The sequence below is a fragment of the Metaclostridioides mangenotii genome (assembly GCF_017873185.1).
In the GTDB taxonomy this organism is placed as follows: Bacteria; Bacillota; Clostridia; order Peptostreptococcales; family Peptostreptococcaceae; genus Metaclostridioides; species Metaclostridioides mangenotii.
In genome coordinates this window covers 276,670-294,985 of sequence record NZ_JAGGJX010000001.1, presented here as the reverse complement: position 1 = coordinate 294,985, position 18,316 = coordinate 276,670, and the positions used below count along the sequence as shown (strand labels likewise).

14 protein-coding genes are annotated in these 18,316 nt (G+C 31.1%); all 14 read right to left on the bottom strand.

The genetic code is table 11. The features are described 5' to 3' along the window. Positions 1-169 precede the first annotated feature (169 nt). Positions 170-1,375: a CD0519/CD1768 family membrane protein gene (locus J2Z43_RS01460; RefSeq protein ID WP_330617424.1), complete on the bottom strand. Its 1,206-nt coding sequence runs from the start codon at positions 1,373-1,375 to the stop codon at positions 170-172. 375 nt (positions 1,376-1,750) lie between these two features. Further along, positions 1,751-2,767: a type I glyceraldehyde-3-phosphate dehydrogenase gene (gene gap / locus J2Z43_RS01455; RefSeq protein WP_209455528.1), complete on the bottom strand. Its 1,017-nt coding sequence runs from the start codon at positions 2,765-2,767 to the stop codon at positions 1,751-1,753. 481 nt (positions 2,768-3,248) lie between these two features. Then, positions 3,249-3,953 (bottom strand): B3/B4 domain-containing protein, encoded by a 705-nt coding sequence (locus J2Z43_RS01450; protein WP_209455527.1) that lies wholly within the window; start codon positions 3,951-3,953, stop codon positions 3,249-3,251. Positions 3,954-4,221: 268 nt separating this feature from the next. Beyond that, positions 4,222-6,660 carry a cell wall-binding repeat-containing protein gene (locus J2Z43_RS01445; RefSeq protein WP_209455526.1) on the bottom strand — a complete coding sequence of 813 codons (2,439 nt, stop codon included), beginning with the start codon at positions 6,658-6,660 and terminating at the stop codon, positions 4,222-4,224. Positions 6,661-7,046: 386 nt separating this feature from the next. Continuing rightward, complete coding sequence (locus J2Z43_RS01440; RefSeq protein WP_027702182.1) at positions 7,047-7,802, bottom strand: acyl-CoA dehydratase activase; 756 nt, start codon at positions 7,800-7,802, stop codon at positions 7,047-7,049. Between the two features lie 21 nt (positions 7,803-7,823). After that, positions 7,824-8,975 carry a double-cubane-cluster-containing anaerobic reductase gene (locus J2Z43_RS01435; RefSeq protein WP_209455525.1) on the bottom strand — a complete coding sequence of 384 codons (1,152 nt, stop codon included), beginning with the start codon at positions 8,973-8,975 and terminating at the stop codon, positions 7,824-7,826. Between the two features lie 182 nt (positions 8,976-9,157). Next, positions 9,158-10,153 (bottom strand): adenosine deaminase, encoded by a 996-nt coding sequence (gene add / locus J2Z43_RS01430; protein ID WP_209455524.1) that lies wholly within the window; start codon positions 10,151-10,153, stop codon positions 9,158-9,160. Between the two features lie 380 nt (positions 10,154-10,533). After that, the gene (locus J2Z43_RS01425) at positions 10,534-11,247 is read right to left on the bottom strand and encodes an ABC transporter ATP-binding protein (RefSeq protein WP_209455523.1); all 714 of its coding nucleotides are present in this window, start codon (positions 11,245-11,247) and stop codon (positions 10,534-10,536) included. Between the two features lie 261 nt (positions 11,248-11,508). Beyond that, on the bottom strand, positions 11,509-11,721 hold the full coding sequence (locus J2Z43_RS01420) for a hypothetical protein (RefSeq protein ID WP_209455522.1): 213 nt from the start codon (positions 11,719-11,721) through the stop codon (positions 11,509-11,511). A 34-nt stretch (positions 11,722-11,755) separates the two neighbouring features. Then, a complete protein-coding gene (locus tag J2Z43_RS01415; RefSeq protein ID WP_234925925.1) occupies positions 11,756-11,929 on the bottom strand; it encodes a hypothetical protein in 174 nt (57 codons plus the stop codon). Between the two features lie 321 nt (positions 11,930-12,250). Continuing rightward, positions 12,251-13,486 carry a sensor histidine kinase gene (locus J2Z43_RS01410; RefSeq protein WP_234925924.1) on the bottom strand — a complete coding sequence of 412 codons (1,236 nt, stop codon included), beginning with the start codon at positions 13,484-13,486 and terminating at the stop codon, positions 12,251-12,253. A gap of 13 nt (positions 13,487-13,499) precedes the next feature. Continuing rightward, positions 13,500-14,168: a response regulator transcription factor gene (locus J2Z43_RS01405; protein ID WP_209455520.1), complete on the bottom strand. Its 669-nt coding sequence runs from the start codon at positions 14,166-14,168 to the stop codon at positions 13,500-13,502. Between the two features lie 184 nt (positions 14,169-14,352). Beyond that, on the bottom strand, positions 14,353-16,842 hold the full coding sequence (locus tag J2Z43_RS01400; protein WP_209455519.1) for a heavy metal translocating P-type ATPase: 2,490 nt from the start codon (positions 16,840-16,842) through the stop codon (positions 14,353-14,355). Positions 16,843-17,637: 795 nt separating this feature from the next. Beyond that, positions 17,638-18,195: a hypothetical protein gene (locus J2Z43_RS01395; RefSeq protein WP_209455518.1), complete on the bottom strand. Its 558-nt coding sequence runs from the start codon at positions 18,193-18,195 to the stop codon at positions 17,638-17,640. Between the last annotated feature and the right edge of the window lie 121 nt (positions 18,196-18,316).

The following is an 18,316-nucleotide window of genomic DNA, read 5'->3' as shown; positions in this document are numbered from 1 at the left end:
TATTTCTATATTTATATATATTTTTACACTAATTTTACATTATTAAACATTTTAATAGATTATTTGACAGCAAAAAGCACTAAAACATTGTATGAAAAATCTCATATCAACATTTTAGTGCTTTTTAATATATGCTAAGAATCTATCTAAACATAATAATTTATTTAAATTAGAATATCATCTGAACAAACATAAATATAAAGTGAGCAGATATACCTGCAAATAAACCACCTATTGTATGTGAAAGTATTGCTTTTCCAGCAAGATCTCTAGCATTAAGCGCATCCATCATACCTATGTGTGTACTTAAGTATCCACTCCAACACATACCCATTGCTGTAAATACGGCTATATCATTTGGAGTAACAACACCATCTGCTATGAATTTAGGTACTAATGATATTGCAGCCCCAACAGCTCCAAGTGATGTAACAGGGAATGCTATAGCTTCTGCAGAAGTAAAACCAAATAGCGGCTCTAGTATAAATCCAAGTTTATCACCTATTACAGGAAGTAGTTTAATTCCTTCATAAGCAACACCATTATATACAGCTTGACCTGTTGTAGGATCAGTTGATGGTCCAAATGTAAGGATCATAACTAGTGTACATACAACTAGTACACCCGGAATTATCGCTAGTCCCATCTCAACTCCAAGTTTACCACCTTCAAGTATCGAATCAAGACATCTTTGGAATACGTTTCCATCCCTAATTTCTCTCATTTCTTCGCCTTTAGTAACACCATCTGTACTCTTTTTATCTTCTTCTGGATTGTAGTTGTAGTACTTTTTAGTTTGACGTAACATAAGTCTAACACTTATTATACTTCCTATGATAGCTCCTACGTTACCAATTAATGCTGGCACTATAAACTCTTTTCCTTGAGACATCATAAATGTAGTAACTATAAGTCCCATACCAAATGCTGTTCCTAGATTACAAAGTGCAGGAATTTGATATTTTTTAAAAAACTGTGTGAATGATTTATCTTTTGCAAACGATATTATGGCTGGGTTATCAGATAAGTATGTTGTTATAGCCCCAGCTATACTCGCTCCAGGTAAACCATATAGAGGTCTCATTAATCCTCTGAATAATTTGTTGATAAGTGAAATTACCCCAAATTCAGAAAGTAAAGCACTCAGTGCACCTGCCAAAACAGCTAATGCCATAATTAAGAAAACAGTTTCTAGAAGTAATGCATGTGCAGTAGCCATAATGACTTTAAACATAGTCCCCACACCCATTATGCTTCCTATGTACCCAAAACCAACTAGCAATACGGCAAGAAATACAAAGGTTTCTGTACTGACAGGTTTTACCTTCCTCCTGTCATCCAATTTCTCTGTTACCTTTTCTTCCATTTTTTTCATTCCTTCCATTTTTGATTATAAAATTTTAGTTTGAAGTTTTTCTTAATTAGATTATAAAGGTAATCTTAAAACTTTGCAACTAGTAAACCACCTATACAACACCTTGCAAACACTGATTGCCTACATTTATCGACAAAGTTTTATCAGACTTATGCAAGTTGAATTTGCAAAACTTTCTTTTAAGAATTAATTGTAAATTTATTAACATTATTGTCAACGTCAACTAACGACTTGATATCAGGTATCAAGTTGTATATTGATTATGTTGTAAAATAAAAAGATTATGCAGAAATTTAAAATAAATTTTCTCCATAATCTTTTATTAATAAATATAAAATTTTTTTATTTTTTTTATTTTTTTTTATTCGCTTCTATCTATTTTAATCTATCTGCTACATATTTTACTAAATCAACAGTTCTTGCTGAATAACCCCACTCATTATCGTACCAAGAAACCACTTTAACCATATTGTCTTCCATAACCATAGTTGATAAACCATCTACTATAGAAGATCTACTGTCTTGTTTGTAGTCAATAGATACTAACGGCTTATCAGAGTATCCAAGAATTCCTTTTAATTCACCTTCTGCCGCTTCTCTAAGTGCATTATTAACTTCATCTATAGTAACATTCTTGCCAAGCTCACAAACTAAATCTACAAGTGAAACTGTAGGAGTTGGAACTCTAAGAGAGAAACCATTTAATTTACCTTCTAACTCTGGAAGAACCTTAGAAACAGCTTTAGCCGCACCTGTCGTAGTCGGTATTATAGATTCTGCAGCCGATCTAGCTCTTCTTAAATCTTTATGGCTCTTATCAAGAATTCTTTGATCGTTAGTGTAAGAGTGAACAGTAGTCATAAGGCCTCTCTTAATACCAAATTTCTCATTAAGAACTTTAGCAAATGGAGCTAGGCAGTTTGTAGTACAAGAAGCATTAGAGATTACATTATGCTTATCATTATCGTACTCTTTTTCATTAACTCCCATAACAATAGTAACATCTTCGTTTTTACCAGGAGCAGTAATTATAACCTTCTTAGCTCCAGCTTTTATATGTTTTTCCGCCTTAACTTTATCAGTAAATATACCAGTAGACTCTATTACTATATCAACCCCTAGATCTTTCCAAGGAATTTCTTCAGGATCATTATGTCTAAGTATTTTAATTTCTTTAGAATTAACAACTAAAGTATCTTCATCTTTAACATCAACATCTCCTCTAAATGTTCCATAACTAGAATCATAAGTGAATAGGTGTGCCAAAGTCTCACAATTTGCTCTAGCATTAATAGCAACTATCTCCAAATCACTACCGAACTCCTCTTGAGCCAATCTTAAAACCTGTCTTCCGATTCTACCAAACCCATTCATACCCACTTTTATCTTCATCAATATATTTCTCCCTTCGTGTACTTTTTACATAATTATTGTACACTATATAGCCTATATATTCAATATTTTTATATATTAAATATAATTTTATCAACAACTTTAATATTAATAGCTATTTATGTCACACTATTCAATTTTTTTGCATATATAACACACACTATTTCTATATTTTTTACATTTTCTCATAAAAAACACATCTAATCACACTTTAGATCTTATAATTATATCTATTCCTTCAAGAATTCTTATACTTGTTAATATTTTTATTATTGATTTATTATTGTTATATTTTTTATTGTTATTGCTCTTGTTGTTACTTTCGTTATTGCTCTGCCCTGCTCTTAGGTCTTCGCCTTTACTTCAAATAGAATAATAGCAAGTTGACGTACAATGTGAACAGAGGTTGTCCAGATCATTTTCAGACACTCTTTGTCTGACATGTACTGAACAACCTCTGTTCATGTTGTATAACAACTTGCTAATTTATCTCAAATTCCATATTATCTTTATCTACAAATCCAACTTCAACTTCACACTCAAAGATCTCCTGAATCAATTTAGCAAGTTCATCTCTAGCCTTAATAACCTTATCTACATTTCTATCATTAAATCCATCAATAGGGAAGAATATATTCTTACTGCTTTCAGTTATCTTACCTTCCTCGCCCTGTCTCCATATCCATCTTCTAGTCTTAACCTTCTCACCAACAGAGTAAATAAGCTCTCCACCTTCTATAAGTTCAGGCTCATTTTCACCAAACGGGATAAATTTATCCCCTTCCTTAGAAAATCTGACACTAACATCATCACTGCTAAGATCCATGTCGTGCGCTCCTAGTGGAAGTAAATATTTTAATGAAATCGAATTTCCTAAATCTACAACTGGGTTTATGTAAGGAAGCTTTTTATTTTTTGAAACTCTTGTAGTCATCGCTTCAATAGAACTCATAAATTTATTAGGATTTATACCAAGCTCTCTAAAAGCATCTCTATAAGGAAGAATTTCATCCGATTCTTTTACCTTCTTCCCCTCAAAGTAATTTTCCGTATTCTCAATACTGATATCCAGTAAGTTGCTTATTCTATCTACAGTTTTTGTATTATCGATACCCTTTGCTACAACAACCCCAAAACAAACATTTTCTAACTTATCAAATACCTCTTTATCAACTTTGAACTTCATACAACTACCTCCAAAATATTCAAAATATTACTTATTATACTCCATTCTATTTCTAATGAAACCTCTAGTCAACTAATTAATTCAATAAATCATACTAAATCTATAAATTCTAAATAAAACATCAGAATTTTTTATAAATACAGTTAAAGTAACTAGTTGCCTATATAAAATAAACAGGAAGCTTAATGCCTCCTGCTCACTCTTTATCATACCAAATTAATTTCGTAGAATTCGGTACTAAACATTTATTAAACTATTCTAACTGTAATTACGGTAATCTTATCAATTTAAACACTTCTGCAAATGCCTTTCTATTTGCTCCTCCACCAACTTGTGTTGCCGAAGTGAATGTCTTTTGTTTAAGGGCACTCTTTTGTTCATCTACGAGCTTATTTCCTACTAACACTATTGGCGATTTATTTTTACTTCCCAACGCTCCTACTGACAATCCGTCTATTAGATCACCACTGCTCTTTGTACCATCTTTAACTACATATAAATTATTGTACTTAGAACCAATGCTACTGTCTTTATAAAAATGTTCTATTATCTCTGCATTTGTGGCATTTCTATTTTCACCTGACAATCTAGTAGAATTTTTAAGTTTTCCTTCTAAATCCGTAGATAATGAGGAAGTACCCCCAACTACATAAGATTTTTCTATATTAGCAGTCTTTTCAAACTCATCTAGGTCTTTTACTTGACTACTTGGATCTGCAAGTATTATAGGTATATTATTTTCCCCTGCAGGGGCTCCTATACTTATAGCATCTGCCAATCCACCAACTCCGTTTACTACTGCTATCTTTGATACTCTCTTTTTATCATTTAACTTGTAAGCCAAATTCATACTAGTTTTGTATCTATCTTCACCAGAGATTCTCTCAACTTTAAAACCAGATGAATTAAGTTTATCTTCAATAGATTTGCTTACAGAATTTTCTCCACCTACTATATATATATTTTTTGCTCCAAGTCTCTTTATTTCCTCTGCTGTCTTTTGCGTTAAATTATTTTTTTCAGTTAATAGCACTGGCGAATTAATCGATGCAGCATAAGGAGTCGCTGATAACGCATCCGGTATAGCTTCCCCATTTACTAGAACTACATTTTCAGAATTGGTCCATCCCTTTTTACTAATCTTAACAGATGTTTCGTATCTATCCGCTCCAACTAAACTTTCCTTATTCACATCTCGATAAGTTGTGTTTTTAGTTACTGCCTTAATTGTAAAGTTTGTTGGGTAAAATTCATCATCTGAGTTGACATCTTTAAACTTATCGCCCTCTAAAATATAACTTTCGCCTAAATTAGCTTTAGCCATAAGTCCACTATATCCTTTTACTTCTGTTTCACCGAATATCGATACATTACCTGTACCTTCTCCATCTATCTCAACTACTATTGCACCTTTTCCTTTAGGAATTTTATAAGTGTCTACTTTTGCGTTAGTATATCCTGAAAACTCAATATTTCCTCCACCGATTCTTACCATTCTATCTTTTTGAGGAATATCTCCCACAACTGGTGCGTAATAGATATTGTACTTAGAACCTATACTATCACTCATAAATGTTACAGAATCTAAAACTTCACTTTCACTGCTAAAATCAAATACATTTGCCGCAGTAATTTTTTTGCTTACAAGTGGAGCTATCCCTGCATATTCATGTTGATATATTTTTTTGCTGTCATCTGGCATCTCTACATTTCTTATGGCAAAATTATCGTTATCAGACATTAAAGTTCTGTCTTCATAAGAAATCCAAAGATATCCTCCCTCTGAATTGTACGGTCCCCAGCTATTTTTAGCCAACCAAGCACCATTACTTTGCGGTTTGTATTTAGGGTTAAAATTATCTTTCGAATAATTGTCATCCCATCCTATAATTGATATAGTATGATTTGTATATTGATATACATTGCAGTTATAGGCAGACTTATTTTGGCTTAAATATCTATTATAATGGCCATAACCTGAAATAATAGCGCCGTACTCAAGTATTGAATTTTTCATTGACTCTCTATTGTCATTTATATGTACTACTTCTGTTACATTTACTTGAGTATCTTCTGTATCCATATTGCTCGGTCTAGTAGCACCAAGTGCCATAGGAACTTTGCCGTTATACGGAATATCTTCCTCTAATTTTGGACCCATCCAAGATGTTAGATATCCAATAGCTGTATAATTTGATGCTCCAGTCATATCTGTCAAGTTCCAACCGTAGTCACCATTAGTAGACCACCACTTCAAATGTTCTTCTGAGAAGTCGTATTCTCCCATATTTTTATACTTTAAAAAACTCTCCAGTGATGACATTGCTGTAAAAGTCCAACATGTTCCTAGCTCATCTTGATCTTTAACTGGTGTAACAAGATTAAGTTTTCTAGGGTCATAATTAATTGGCAAATTAGCACTTGACTTACGCTTTAAATAATTCGGAACAGATATTCCAAGCCCATTGTCTTTTACTTCTGTCGCTTCGTTTCTGTATGGAGTTGGAATACGGCCATTGTATTTGTCTACTAGTCCATTTTCAACATCCTCAAGATACTGTTTATATTGTTCAGTGTATTCAGGTTTTTTAATTGATGTTATTGAATCCTTTGTATATGCTAAGGTTGGCGCTGTTGATACAATAAAAAATGATATCGCCATACCAACTGATAATAATCTTTTAATTAAATTTTTTCGTTTTCTCATACTTTTCACCCCAATATTTCTCTATTCGCTAATATAATTATAGCAGATATTGTAAGATTTTAATAAAAATACCAGCTATTTATTTTTTAATATCAAAATTGTAATATTTTACTTTAAAATTGTATAGAATTTGTTAAACTTTTAAATAAAATCCATCATAAATTTTGAAGGGCTACAATGATAAGTCGGGAATCCAAAAGTTTTTTCATCAAAGCTCGCCCATGTTAAACAATTTATGTAAACAATTACTTTAACATATATGTAATAAAACAGCAATAAGTAGCGGAGTATCACTCCGCTACTTATTGCTGTTTTATTACATATTTTATAACATATTAACTTATTCTATTTTTTATGTTTACTATATGTATTCTAACTTTTATGTATCACTTATATCCTATTACAGCAGCACCAAGTGCGCCTATTATCTGTGTATCCTCTGCAACAAATATCTTCTTGCCGAGTATTTCTTCAATCATACTGACTAAAACTTTGCTTTTAGCAAGTCCTCCGGTAAATGCAATCTCATCTACTATTTCAGTTCTAGACAACATTGAAACAGATTTATTTGCTATTGATTTAAGTATTCCCGCAGCTATATTTTCTTTACCGACATCTTGAGCAAGCAAACTTACTATTTCTGATTCTGCAAATACAGTGCACATACTCGAGATATTAACTGGTTCATTTCCACTTGCCAGTTTATCTATATTTGCGATATCACTTCCCAATAAATTAGAAGTTATCTCCAAGAATCTACCAGTTCCAGCAGCACATTTATCGTTCATTATAAAATTGAATACATTTCCTGCATTATCTAAATTTATAACCTTGCTATCTTGACCGCCTACATCGAGAATTGTTCTAGTATTTTCATTTAGAAAAAATATTCCCCTAGTATGACAAGTTATTTCCGTAACCTTTTTATCAGCGAAATCCATTACGCCTCTTCCGTATCCTGTACCGACCGTCTTTAAGATTTGATCTTTTGGAATTCCCTCTGATAATAAATTATAAACTTGTTCAGATGTAGTTTTAGGGCTCCATCCTGTTGGAAGTATTACTTTCTTAACTATTTTTTCACCATCGAATAGGACACCCTTTGTTGCGACAGATCCTGAGTCAACACCTATACTATACATACATCCTCCTAATAAGATTTCTTATAACATCTCTACAAATGCTTCAAATCTTGTTTTTAATTGTTCAGTATCAGATTTTGAGTAGTCTGTTTCTATACCCATAAAAGCTTTATGTTTTTCTTTAGTAACAAACTCTTTTACTCTATAAGATTCTATATTAAAAGTATGACATGCTTGAAGTACAACATCTATTACGCCATCAACTTTGTACTCGTCTATAAGTCTATCAAGTAGTTCAAATCTATTGTCGTTGTCCATCATACATGAACATCCTATTTTAATATATTTTTGAGTTAAGGCATCGTAAACATCATCCATATCTTCATCTACCAATCTATCAGTAGATCTTATAGCTTGACAAAGCTCTAAAGCTACAACTGATGCTCCAGCATCTTCAAGAGTTTGTATTATTTTTTGGCTTATACCTCCTATAGGAGACCCCGTTATTAATATCCTTGGACTATCCTTTTTAACAGGACCTTCGCCTTTTTCATATCTTTCCTTAGTATCATCGATTACTTTTCTAACAGATTTTTTTAGTTCATCTCTATCAAATTTAAATCCAGATTGATAAAGAACATTGTGTAGCTCCATTCCTGTAAGCATAGAAGGCTCTGATTTTCCTAATTCATAGAACTCTTTTAAAAGACGTCTCTCTTCGTTTTTATCTATTATAGCAGCTCTAATATCATCTTCAGTTATTGTAACTCCTAATGATTTCTCTGTTTCTTCTTTTAATTTTATTATTTCATCTTTCCAAAGTTTGTAGCTAAGTTCACCTTTTACTGTATTTGGAAGGTGCATTACATGCATATTTTTTTCTTTGGCAAGTTCTTCGTACATTTTTTTCTTACCATCGCAAGTAGTTTCTCCTATTAATAGATCTGCGAAATAGAAATAAGGGCAAGTATCAGTTATTGCATGTCCATAACTTGATTTAATAAGTGGACATAGATTTCTTGGAAGTACTTTTTCTGCCGCTGGTATAGATTCTTCACTTACACCACATACACCTACCGTAACAGCTCCAGCTGCCATAGGTATCTCAACAGGAGTAAAAGTACAGAAAGTACCCACTAATTTTTTACCACTATCTTTTAACTCTTTAGCACTTAAAAACCCTTTTTGTCTAGCATCATTAAAACTATCAAATTGCTCTGGTAAATTTGACATCGAAATTCCCCCTAATTATTTATTTTGACTAATTTATATATTATTTTCTAAAATATTACAAATAGATAATATTTTTTACCTCTATTCTAGATTTTACCACGTTTTTTGCAAGTGATATGATTGTTTTTATCTATATAAGGCATCTCATTTATAGTCAAAATTTATAGTACTCGACAATAATTTTATAGAAAACTCAAAAGCCATCTTTTAGTATCTTCATTCGTAAAACTTGCCTCCACTGCATATTTATATATGCAGTAATAATCTTCATCAGTCATATTATAGTAATTTAACACAAAATCTATCTCTGACGACAAAGTCACATCTGAAACAGTTCTATTGTCAGTATTAATCGTAACCCTCAAACCATCCCTATAAAAATCGTAAAAAGGATGTTCTTCAAAGGATTTCACAGCATTAGTCTGAACATTGCTCGTAGGGCACATCTCTAAAGTTATATTTTTTCTTTTTACAAGTTCATAAATCTCTTTACTATCATTAGTTCTCACACCATGCCCGATTCTCTCCGCACCCAATTCCGTCACTGCATCTAAAACATTAACACCAGAAGCCGCCTCTCCAGCATGAACAGTAATTCTATAACCGTATTCTTTAGCTAACGCAAAAGCTTTTTTATACTTCATACAAAATCCCTCTTCTTCTGGACCGCACAAATCAACAGCAACAACACCAGCTCCTAAAAATCTCTTACCTTCTTCTATAACAAGTACAGCATCTTCCTCGCTCATATTTCTCATACAGCCAAGAATTAAACTGCCTTTTATATCGTATATTTCCTCAGCCTTATGAATACCTAGAAGCACACTTTCAATTACATCCTTCACATCCAATCCCTTTTTAGTATGTAAAAGTGGAGCGAACCTAACCTCAATATATTTAATATTTTCTTCAAAAGCATCCTCCATAAGTTCAAAAGATACCCTCTCCAAACTTTCCCTGGTCTGCATTATACCAACAGGCAAATCAAAGCTTTTCAAATAATCAAGAAGTGAATCACTATCCTTAGGAGCAATAAGAACTTTTTTGACCTTTTCAATATCTGACAAACTCAATTCACTAAAAAGATTTTCACCAGAAACAATCTCCAAAACAGTTTCATCTCTCAAACTTCCATCTAAATGGCAATGTAGTTCTATCTTTGGCATATTTTCAATCATATTAACCTCCATGAAGTAAACTTTTATAATTTAAATACTATTTAAGAACAAATATTATATTTACAGTTTGTACATTATTATATGTATATAAAGATATTATATCATTCTAATTACACCAAAAATAAATTATAAATTATATATGGGTTGTATCCAACATCCAAAAATAAAATTTATCCTTTTCTTACAATCTAGTTATCTTAACTCCAAAGCACGGCAGTAAACAAGCTTTTGACTTTTCCCCCACTTGAAAATTTAAGATAGTTTCATTAAAGGAAACGGAAGTTGGCATAAAATAAGATATCCGACTACAATTACAGCCTTTAGTTCAAGCTATGGTAGTCGGATATAGCATCCATATCAATCAAAATACAGTATTCAAATTAATTTTTATCTATTAATTCCATAAATACATTTTCAAGAGAACTATTTCCTTTTACTTCTTCAGTAGTTCCGTACGCAATTATATTCCCACCTTTAATTATGGCTATTCTATTGCAAATTTTTTCGGCAACTTCTAATACATGTGTTGAAAAAAATATACTTCCCCCTAATTCACAAAATTCTTTCATAATCTCTTTTAATGTAAAAGCAGCTTTTGGATCGAGCCCCACAAATGGCTCATCTAAAATCAGGAGTTTTGGTTTGTGAATTAAAGCTGAAATTATTGCAAGCTTTTGTTTCATACCATGGGAATAAGAAGCGATTGTGCTTCCAATATCTTTTTCTAAATCGAATCTATCAGCATAGTATTTAATACGCTCCTGTCGTACGTCTTGAGGCACTTTAAATATATCTCCTATGAAATTTAAATACTGTATTCCTGTAAGGTATTCATATAAATCTGGATTATCTGGTATATAAGCAAATATCTTCTTACAAGCTATTGGGTCACTTTTTATAGATTTTTTATTTATTAGTATTTCACCTTCATCAAAATCATGAATACCAACTATAGATTTTATAAGTGTGGTCTTTCCAGCTCCATTATGCCCAATAAATCCAAATATTTCTCCAGAATTTATATCAAAAGTTATGTCATTTAAAACTTTTTTATTGTTTTCAAATGATTTAGATACTCTATTTATTCTTAACATACTATCACTCCTCCAATACTACTCTTGTTATACTTAATATATAACATATATCATCTTAATTCAAGTTTATTATGTATTCACACTATAATTTTAAAATTTAATATACAAATGTTATTAGTTCTTACATACATCATAAATAAATCTATCTTTATAAAACAAGAAAACTGTTATCTCGTATTCTAGATAACAGTTTTCTTATTTCATATTCTTTAATTTAACTCTTTTTTAACTTTTTACCACTAAATTAATTTACCTTTAAAACTACTTCATTTCTCCCATAGTATCATTAACTATACGTTTTTTGTCTAAATTTGTAAGTTTAGCGTCCTGTTTTGCATTCATCATTTTCTTTGCATCTTCAATATTAGTCATTAATAATTCTGCGGGATCCCTTGATTCTAGTACTTGTTTTTCTTCTAGCTCTCTTTTATCGGAACTTTTCATTTTATTTTCATTTTTATTCATTTTATCCATTTTTTAACATCTCCTAATTAGTAAACTATATTTTTTACTTTCTCTTGTTAGACATCATATTATCTTTTTTCATTTCCATAGTTCTCATTGCATCTTCTGCTGTGTCCATTAAGTCTTCTGCTGTACCCTTAACTGCATTTGTTGTCTTTTTCATACCTTTTTTTAAATCTTTTTGCATGTTTTTCATGCTCTTTTTCATTTTGTCCATTTATAACACCTCCTATAAAAAAATTTATTTCTTAATAATATGGTGTCCAAGATTTTTATCTTTATTTACAAAAAAAATTTAAATTTTACAAAAAAAAGAATTAGCTGTATCACGACGACTTATAATTTATAAATCATTGTGATACAGCTAATTCTTTTGTATAGTGATAGTTATTTATTGAGGATGTGAGGGATAACTATCACTATACTTAGGGTATTATTATTATGGTTTTAAGTTAGCAATATTTCTCTTACTTGAGTATATAATACATCTAGTATATGAATTTATTGTGATTTTAATATGAAAATGTATTGAAACCTTTTAAATTTTAAATTCAATCCTAAAAACCACTGAGTTTTCTTTGTTCTTCATACAGTAGTCAAAACCGTGACCCTTAAGAATTTGACTTACAATATAAAGTCCTAATCCACTTCCACCAGTCTTTCTAGATCTAGATTTTTCTATTCTATAAAATGGTGTAAATATTTCTTCTAGGTATTTTTTCTCTATAGTTACACCTGTATTTTCTACTTCTAATATCGCTCTTGCATTATTTTTCTTATACAATTTAACAAATATTTTTTCTCTATCTGGAGTATATTTTATAGCATTGTTTATTATATTGTTTATAGCTCTCGAAATTCTTTCAATATTGACAAGAACTATTACTTCATCTTGTATAGATAAAACTGTTTCTATATTTTTCTCTTCAATAAGGAACAATTGTCTTTTTACTAAATCTTGAAGTAGTTCGCTCATATTTATAAACTGCCTATTTTCATTTCCAAGGCTCAGATCTTGATCTAAAATTTCCATCTTTGAAATTTCTATCATTTCATCTACTAGATCTTTAAGCTCTTGTGTACAGTCGTAGGATTTTTTAAGATAGGTATCCCTATCGCTGTATTTTCCAACATTGTAAATCATACCTTCTATCTGACCACTTATTATGGTTATTGGAGTTTTTAATTCATGTGATATTGTAGCAACAAAATCTTTACGTTTATTTTCCTGCTTTCTTTCAATCTCAATAATATCTATTAGAGGCTTTGTAATTACATTTGAGTAAATAAAGGCTCCTATAACAGCAATTATTATAGCTACTGCGATTATATACGGCATAAGCTTTCTAATTACTTCACTTGCTTCATCGATCGGCTGTAGAGGCATTATTATTTCAAGTGTATAAGTATCTACTGAATCTGAAGTGCTAATCGGCATTGTGACCCTGTATTCATCATTTATATTACTAGACATATATCTACTGTATTTAAGTAGTACCACTTCATTTTTTCCGTATACAACTCTACCATTATGGTCTTTTAATAATATCGCCAAGTTCTGATCTTTAGCCATATAGTATAACTTTTCTTCTAAAACACCTATGTCGTCACTAGATGATGTCTTAGTTAAATACTGTAATTGCCCTTCTAATGAGTCTATTTTATATTCGTGATAATACGATGGTAACATAAAATAAAGTATTAAATATATTGCAAGTGCTAGTCCCAAAAGCAAACTCGTAGTTATAGAAAATAACTTGTATTTAATGCTCATCTTCTCCCATTTATCAAATATCCTTCTCAAGTGTGTATCCTATTCCTTTCACTGTTTTGATGTACGGCAATAATATTTTTTTTCTTATATTTTTAATATGAGCATCAACTATTCTCGTATCACCATAATAGTCGTAACCCCATATGCTATCGAGCAGACCTTCTCTAGTTATAACTTGAGGGTATTTTTCTATTAAATCTTTTAAAATATTAAACTCTTTTAAAGTAAGTTCCACAGTATTTCCATCTACTTCCGCCTCATAGGTATTTAGATCTAGCTTTAATTTTTCAAATACTAAAAATTTCTCATTCATTATTTTGCTGCTTCTTCTTAAAACAGCTTCAACTCTCTTAACCAAGAGATTAAATGAGAACGGTTTGGTGATGTAGTCGTCACACTCTAATTCAAACCCTTTTAATTGATCTGTCTCCTGAGTTAAAGCTGTTAAAAATATTATAGGTACACTTGATGTCTGCCTTATCATTTTACAAACACCATATCCATCTAAATTTGGCATCATTATATCTAAAATAATTAAATTGTAATTTCCCTTTTTAAATTTCTGAATTCCTTCAAGACCATCATTCGCAAAGTCTACTTCATACCCTTCAGCTGTCAGAAACTCTACTATCAGCTCTTGGATACTGGAATCATCTTCTATTACAAGTATGGATGAATTCATAGTATCATTCCTTTCTATAAAAAATATAAATCATTTCCATTGTACACTATTTTTATGAACTTTATATGAAAATAAAACAATCTTTTAATAAAGAAATCTACAAAATACAAGGGCTGTCACAAAAGTACTTATTCTATACTTTTGTGCAGCCCACATTTATTTGTTTATTTTTTATTCACTATTTTTAGTATATTTCTCTATTTTTAAGTCTAAGTGCATTTGTAACAACTGATACTGAACTCAAACTCATAGCTGCTGCTGCTATCATTGGATTAAGAAGAGGTCCTCCAAACATATAAAGAAGTCCAGCTGCTACTGGTATACCGATAGTATTGTAACCAAATGCCCAGAATAAGTTTTGCTTAATATTTTTTATAGTCTCATCACTTAGTTTGATAGCTGCTGGTACATCCATTAAGTCGCTCTTCATAAGAACTATATCTGCTGATTCAATAGCTACATCAGTACCACTTCCTATTGCAATACCTATATCAGCTTTTGCAAGGGCTGGTGCATCATTTATTCCATCTCCAACCATCGCGACAAATTTTCCTTGTAATTGTAGATTTTCAACCTCTTTAGATTTATCTTCCGGCAATACCTCTGCTAAAACTACATCTATACCTACTTGTTTAGCTATAGCATTTGCTGTTTTAACATTATCTCCTGTAAGCATTGCTACTTGTATTCCCATACTGTGAAGTTTTTCTATAGCTTTTTTACTACTCTCTTTTACAACATCCGCAACTGCTATAATTCCTGCAAGCTTTCCATCTACAGATATATACATAGGTGTCTTGCCTTGGGATGCAAGTTCATCAGATCTTTCTGATAGACCTTCAAAGTCTACATTTTCATTTAGCATAAGCTTTTTATTTCCAAGAACAACTACTTTATTGTCTATTTTTACTTGTATACCAAATCCAGGTAAAGCTTTGAATTCATCTACTTTAAGAACTTCTAATCCCTTATCTTCTCCGTATTTAACTATGGCTTCTCCAAGAGGATGTTCAGAACCTTTTTCTGCACTTGATGCTAATTGTATTAAATATTCTTCATCTACATTGTTTACTACAACATCGGTAACTTTTGGTTTTCCTTCTGTTATAGTTCCTGTCTTATCAAATACTACAGTTTGTATCTTGTGAGTAGACTCTAGAGCTTCCCCACCTTTTATAAGAATTCCATTTTCTGCACCTTTTCCTGTACCGACCATTATTGCAGTAGGTGTTGCAAGACCAAGTGCACATGGGCAAGCTATTACTAAAATCGATATAAAAATTGTTAAGGCGAATACTATATCTTTTCCTCCAACAAAATACCAAAGAACCGAAGATACTAAAGCTATAGCTATTACAGTCGGTACAAAATATCCAGATACTACGTCAGCTAATTTAGCTATTGGCGCTTTTTCTCCTTGAGCATCCTCAACTAATTGAATTATTTGAGCAAGAGCTGTATCGCTTCCGACCTTTTTAGCCTCAAATTGGATAGTACCATTTTTATTTATACTTGCACCAGTTACTGCATCTCCAACTTTTTTCTCTACAGGTAAACTCTCTCCTGTAAGCATCGACTCATCTACAGATGTATATCCATCTAAAACTATACCATCAACAGGTATTTTACTACCTGGTTTTACAAGTATTATATCTCCAACTTCAACTTCTTCAATCAAAGTCTCAACTTCTTTACCATCTATTAATACTATTGCAGTCTTTGGTTGAAGTCCCATAAGTTTCTTAATTGCTTCTGATGTTCTGCCTTTAGATCTAGATTCTAAGTACTTACCAAGAAGTATAAGTGCGATAATTATACCCGCACTTTCGAAATAAAGTTGATGATGGTGCATTTCTAATACACGATTATTAGCTATCTGATAAGTAGTATAAAGACTGTATAAAAATGCTGCTGATGTTCCTATCGCAACTAGCGTATCCATATTTGGGCTTAAATTTATAAGCGATTTAAATCCATTTATATAAAACTTATATCCTGCAATCATTATAGGGATTACTAGTACTAATTGAACTAACGCGTAATTTAATGTATTTGTCATTGGATTTATTATCTCTGGAACTGGCCAAGGCCCTATAGGCTTCATAACCATAGGTCCCATAGCTATATAAAACAGAGGAATAGCAAATACGATTGCTACTATAAACTTATTGAATAATGATTTCATTTCTTTTTCTTTTCTTATCTTATCCTCATCTTGGGCTATGTCATTTTTAACTTCATCAATTGGCTCGTATCCAGCTTTAGTAATAGCGGCTTTGATTTGAGAAAGTCTAACTTTTGATGGGTCGTAGTTTATACTTGCTTTTTCAGTAGCTATGTTTACATTTACGCTGTCTACTCCATCTAGCTTTTTGACTACTCTTTCAACAGCCTTAGAACAAGCTGCACAAGTCATTCCACCTATTTTCATATCGATTTTCTTGTTAGTTTCTTCCTCTATAACTCCATAACCAGCTTTTTCTATAGCTTTTTTTATATCATCAAACCCAACTTCTTCTTTATTGTATTCGATCTTTAATTTCTCTGTAGCTATATTTACACTTTGATCGGATACCCCATCGAGCTTGCGTACAGTTCTCTCTACAGCCTTTGCACATGCTGCACATGTCATACCTGTTATTTTATATGTTTCTGTTATATTATTTGCACTCATAACATCCACTCCTTTCTTATTGATAACCTTTATCTAATTATAATTATACCCCCTATGGGTATGATTAATCAAGCTATTTATAAAATTTCTATAAACAACTTTTTAAATAGCTTGTGTAGATGATCTAATGTCTTTATTTATATAATTTTTAAATTTTAAATACATATTAAAAAATGCCAATTGGATATCTGGCATTATTTTATACAAGCGTATTGTGGGAAATTCTTTTTTAGTCTCCCCTTATTTTTACTTTTAAATTCACTTAAAATTCACTACTTCTTACCAAAAAACTACCTACAATTATGCAGATAGTTTCGCTATAAAACTAAAATAAATTTTATCTTCATTATTTATTAAACATAAAGCAAGGTATTCTTTTAAGTTAATTAAGTCAACTTCTTCATATCCGCAATTGCTAAAATATTCATTTAATATTTAAATTTGTATATCGCATCCATACAGTAACATATAAGATGCTCCACCACTTCACAATTGAATCTAATTATATTACTTAGCTCGTAAACACTATGAAGTGTTACTGTACTAATTAGATTATACTTTCTACCCCATAGATATAACAATTTATAAATGAAAAAGAGCCAAGTATTAATTTACATGGCTCTTTTTTTCACTTCATCTAACTAAAACATAATTAAAATCATCTAAGCATATCATTATATTTTATTTTTCTATTGAAACAGTAATATATAAGCAATAATCTATATTTTACTAGATGAATTTAATATGTATTAATCCGCTGTACCATTTCTTTATATTAAAATGAGTAAAAAAACACTATTTAATAGCATCCTCATAAACATTTTTAGTATTCTCTTCCATTTGCTGTAATCTAGCCTTAATGCTATTTAATTCAGATTTAGCTTTTTCTGATTCTGATTTGTACTGATCCCTCTCGGCATTTGCTTTGCTTACTTCATTAGCCTTTTCATTAATCTCTTTTACCTTCTCATTTATCTCATTAATTTTCTGTTGTATCTCATTTTGTTTATCAGACAATTGCTGCTTTAAACTTTTAATCTCTTGTTCTGATGACTGATTCCCTTGTTTTAATGAGTTCAATTCATTTTCTAATTGTTGTTTTTGAGATTCTAGTGTTGTCTTTTCTGATATCAATTGCTCTTTATTTTTTTGTAATTCATTTGCTTTATTTTCTAGCGTAATATTATCAGCTTTACTTCGCTTTAAACGACCAGCTAGATTATTTACTCTGTTTTCAGTATTAGCTATAATCAAATTCCAATCTATCGAAGATTGAAATGCCAAAACTGTTCCTCCAGAGAATAGGATAACGGATACTAAAAGACTTATACCTAATTTACCAAATTTTTTCATTTAATACTCCTTACCATATAATAGAATTTTAACTTACAAGTTTCTAGCATGCTAATTAGTTTTTGTAAATACATTTAATAAAAATATAGAGTGATCACCTACCCTCTTATATACACACTCT